Here is a 4,666-nt window from a genome sequence, read left to right as displayed (position 1 = left end):
TCATTGAGATTGATAACTGCTAATGAAATTGAAATTCTTAATTTAGAAGTGAGAAAAGATAATATAAATGCAATTCATTTATATGAAAAATTTGGATTTAAATCTATTGGAATATCACCAGCATTTTTTAAGATAGATGGGGAATATGTGGATTTTGAATTAATGTATCTTGATTTGCGCCCATTAAATTCTGATTTTTAGAAAAATATTAATATGTATTTTAGAGAATGTATCAAGTTTTGGGTAAATTAAAAAAACTCATATAATGAACCATAGAAGAGAGAACAGAGGTGGCAGATAGGAGCGAAGTTATGGAGAAACACATTATTTAAAAACTGGCGCTTGACTTTCAATATTCAACAGTGCTATACTCACCATAATTCAAAACAAAAAGGCTTTGACGAGGAATAGTAAATATTGGGGATTTCACAGAGAGAAGATGGTTGGTGCGAATCTTCATTGAACTGGTATTGAAGCAGCCTCTGAGCTGTGAACCGAACAGAGAATCTTAGTAGGCTTCAACGGAGTTCCCCCGTTAACGTAGGAAGCAATATCGGAGAAATCCCGTATTGACAGAGTGCAGAGGAATCTGAAATTAGGTGGTAACACGGACAGAAGAGTTCGCCCTAAGTTGACAAATAGTCGACTTAGGGCTTTTTGTTTTGGAAAAAAGATTAAAAAGGAGAAAAAAGAAATGACACCGGATCAGTTAAGAAAATCGTATATTGGTTTCATGAAAAAAAGAGGAGCAAGTCAAGTGCCTTCGGCAAGTCTGCTGCCGGAAAACGATCCGTCCACGTTGTTTACAGGAAGCGGAATGCAACCCATGGTTCCTTATTTACTGGGAGAAAAGCACCCCATAGGGAATGAGATAACTGACATCCAGAAGTGTTTGAGAACAGTGGATATCGAAGAAGTAGGAGACATGTCTCATCTGACTTTTTTTGAAATGATAGGTCGTTGGGAATTCAGGGCAAATGAAAATGACTATAAGAGAAAGCAGATTGACGCTATTTGGGATTGGCAGGTTAATGAATTGGGAATTGACCCAGGAAGGTTGTATGTCAGTGCGTTCAAAGGAAGCGAAGAGTTGAATATTGAGAGAGATACAGAGGCAATTCAGATCTGGTCGGAGAAATTCAAGTCGGTTGGTATTGAGCCCGTCGTAGAAGAGGAGCCTTATGAATATGGAACCTCCAGAGGGGGCAGAATCTTTTTATATGGTGAAAATGAAAACTGGTGGAGCAGATCGGGAAGCCCTCTTAATATGCCTGTAGGAGAGCCGGGAGGACCGGATAGTGAAATGTTTTATGATTTTGAACCGGACGGTGATGCACTGGATCATCCTGCTACCGATAGTGGGCGGTTTCTGGAGATTGGTAACAATGTGTTTATGTGCTATAAAAAAGAGGACACCGGTTTTGTGAAAATGAAAAATCCTAACATTGATTATGGTGGCGGATTAGAAAGAGTTGCCACTGCTTTAAGTGGCGATCGTGATATTTATAACACGGCGTTCTTTCTGAATGCCAAGCAAAAGTTGGTAGAATTAAGCGGCAAAGAGTATACGGACGATTTGAAGTCTTTTCGAATCATATTGGATCATGTGCGTGCGGCAACATTTTTAATTAATGACGGTGCAGAGCCATCCAATAATGATGCCGGATATGTGACAAGAAGACTGCTGCGAAGGGCAATTCGTGCAGGCAGAAAGCTTGGAATACAAGGAAACCTGGTAGGTCAACTGGCTGAAGTTTATATCGATGAAGCAGTCAGCTACGAAGATTTGATTGCCAATAAGCAGAAGGTTTTGGAAATCATAAACAAGGAAGAAAAGCTATTCCACAAAACCTTGCAGCAAGGAGAAATCGAAATTCAGAAGCACCTTAAGAACAAAGGAAAAGTTACCGGAGCAGATGCATTTTATTTTTATGAAACCTATGGTTTTCCGCTTGAGTTGACAGAAGAGTTTCTGGCGGAAAGCGGATATGGTATAGACGAAAAAGAGTCTTATGCTGAAGCTGCAAAGAAGCATGCTGAAATGAGCCGAACCGCATCTGCCGGTAAATTCAAGGGCGGTTTAGCCGATCAATCCGCAGAAACTACGGCACTTCATACGGCGGCACATTTGTTGCTGGCAGGTTTGCGACAGGTACTGGGCGATCATGTTTTGCAAAAAGGAAGTAATATTACGGCAGAGAGATTAAGGTTTGACTTTAACCATGATGAAAAGCTTACAGAAGAGCAATTATCGGAGGTTGAAAAATTTGTAAATGATGCAATTTCCGCTAAAGCCACTGTATCTTTTTCCGAACTAGCGAAGACGGAAGCAAAAGAGCGCGGTGTCAATGGGAATTTCTGGGACAAGTATCCTGACATCGTAAAGGTATACACCATCAAAGATTCTGAGGGAAGAGTTTGGAGCAGAGAAGTCTGTGGAGGTCCTCATGTGGAAAACACAGAATGTTTGGGGAAATTTAGAATTGTCAAAGAACAATCTTCTTCTGCCGGTGTTCGAAGAATTAAAGCTGTTATTGATAAATAATTACATTACAAGCAGAAAGTTTATACTGTTGTTTTAGAATGAGTATACCGGTGAAATTGGAATTATCATACCGATCGACCGGAATTTGCAAAGATATCTCGAACAGGTGAAAAAAGAATCAAAGGAAAGTCAGGCAGGTCGATATTTCGGCCTGCCTGTTCAGATTTGCACCGAAATATGATCCCGATACGAAGAAATACTTGACTGTAACCATTGTTTATAGTTTATTTTCAGGATAGAGCAGAGACAGAGGAAAGGGGGACATTGTATGACGATTAAAGAAGTAGAAGGAAAAACAGGGTTATCTCGTTCTAATATCCGTTTTTATGAAAAAGAAAAACTTATTGAGCCTTCAAGAAATGAAAGCAACGGGTACAGAGATTATTCTGAATATGATGTGGAAAATATAAAGAAGATTGCCTATCTGCGCACGCTGGGAATTTCCATTGAAGAGATACGAAGTGTGATATCCGGGAAGTCAGAGTTGAAGAAAACGATTGAAAGACAGAACGAGATATTGAAAGATCAGATTACTGAACTGAACAAGGCGAAGTTTATGTGTGAAAAAATGCTTGAGGAAGAAAACATAAGTTATGAAAAACTGCAGATAGAAAAATATGTACCCGAATTATATGGGTATTGGGAGGAGTATCAGACGGTCTTGAAATTAGATTCCGTCAGTTTTCTGTATCTCTGGGGAAGCAGGATTACATGGGCGGCTATTACAACCTTATGTCTGATTGTGGGGCTGATTTTTTATTCTGAATTACCGTCGGAAATCCCTGTGCAGTGGAACAGCGGAGGCGCAGCAGTATCTTTGGTCAGCAAAAAGTATATTTTTATTTGTCCTGTTGCCTGTATTATCATTCGATATCTGCTGAAACCGTTTATTTATGTGAAAGTGTACATGAATCCCCGTGGAGAAATGATCACCGAATATTTGACAAATTATCTGTGTTTTATTGTGCTGTCGACGGAAATTTTCTCGGTACTCTTTACCTTCGGAGTAGTAAAGAATATTGTTACGCTGTTGTTCGCAGATTCCGCAGTTCTTATTGGACTGCTGACAGTTGGATTAGTGAAAATGGAGCTGAGAGGAACGAAAAAGTTATGACAAAGAGTTTTGATTTACCTGACACCGTGGACTGATCTGAAAAGCTTTTTGAGGAGTTTACAGAATATTTTTAAGCAGTATCTTCTGCTTTTTTGTTATAATTAACTCAGCTATCGAAAAATCCTTGCTTCCTTTTCAAAGTCCTTGCAGGTCTGTTTACATGTCGGACAGCCGGTGAACCGTTATCTCTTTTGAGATAGTAGTAGAAATGTGATAAAATGAGAAAAAATCGAAATTTGTGGGGCGATGATATGGTAAAACTTATTGTACTTAGAGGAAATTCAGGGAGTGGAAAAACCACGGTTGCCAAAGAATTACAACAGAGATTAGGCAGGAATACTATGCTCATCTCACAGGACGTGATCAGAAGAGATATGCTTAGAGTCAAAGATGGCGAAAATACACCTGCATTGCCACTTATGAAAGAACTTTTGATTTATGGCAGTAACCATAGCAATATTGTTATCTTGGAAGGTATTATGTATGCAGATTGGTATAAACCCTTGTTTGAGTTGGCTGTTCAATTATATGATAAAAGAGTATATGCATACTATTTTGATATTCCTTTTGAAGAAACATTAAAACGACACAAAACAAAACCTAATTGTAATGATTTCGGTGAAGAAGCAATGCGCAGATGGTGGCGGGAAAAGGATTTTTCAGATGTATTAAATGAAGTTATTATTACATCTGAAAGAGATATTGAAAGTATTGTTAGTGATATTTGCAATACTGTATTAAGCGATTAAATTCGCAATTTGAGGAAGTGGTCGATATGATTGGAGATATTGTAAAATTGCTGCATTAGACAACTTCAGTTTACAGAATTGAGAAAATCGTAAAAGTTTAAATAGTCACGGATGCAAAGAGCACAGAGAAGCTTGATTTTAGATATATTTAACGGAATGGGAGCGTAGGTCTACAGGAGGATTTATGCGAACTAATTTAACCCGAATTATTCATGAGAGGGCAATTCTCCCTAAAAATTCAGGTTTCTGTTTTTTGAA

The 4,666-nt window shown here is 38.5% G+C and carries 4 protein-coding genes and 1 other annotated feature; all 4 genes read left to right on the top strand.

Features of this window, described 5'->3' with window-relative positions:
* Positions 1–201 (top strand): GNAT family N-acetyltransferase (locus DS742_RS28270; RefSeq protein ID WP_117420236.1); only part of this gene is annotated, 201 nt, incomplete at its 5' end.
* 187 nt (positions 202–388) lie between these two features.
* Positions 389–632 (top strand) — a binding site (T-box leader).
* A 62-nt stretch (positions 633–694) separates the two neighbouring features.
* Entirely contained in the window at positions 695–2,545 is a 1,851-nt protein-coding gene (locus tag DS742_RS28265; protein WP_117420235.1) for an alanine--tRNA ligase, read from the top strand.
* 268 nt (positions 2,546–2,813) lie between these two features.
* Complete coding sequence (locus DS742_RS28260) at positions 2,814–3,659, top strand: MerR family transcriptional regulator (RefSeq protein ID WP_117420234.1); 846 nt, start codon at positions 2,814–2,816, stop codon at positions 3,657–3,659.
* Between the two features lie 251 nt (positions 3,660–3,910).
* The gene (locus DS742_RS28255) at positions 3,911–4,408 is read left to right on the top strand and encodes a kinase (RefSeq protein ID WP_117420233.1); all 498 of its coding nucleotides are present in this window, start codon (positions 3,911–3,913) and stop codon (positions 4,406–4,408) included.
* The last annotated feature ends 258 nt before the right edge of the window (positions 4,409–4,666 follow it).

The organism is Lacrimispora amygdalina, assembly GCF_003432035.1.
GTDB lineage: Bacteria > Bacillota > Clostridia > Lachnospirales > Lachnospiraceae > Lacrimispora > Lacrimispora amygdalina.
The sequence above is the reverse complement of the archived record's forward strand: the minus strand, read 5'-3'. Positions and strand labels throughout refer to the sequence as shown.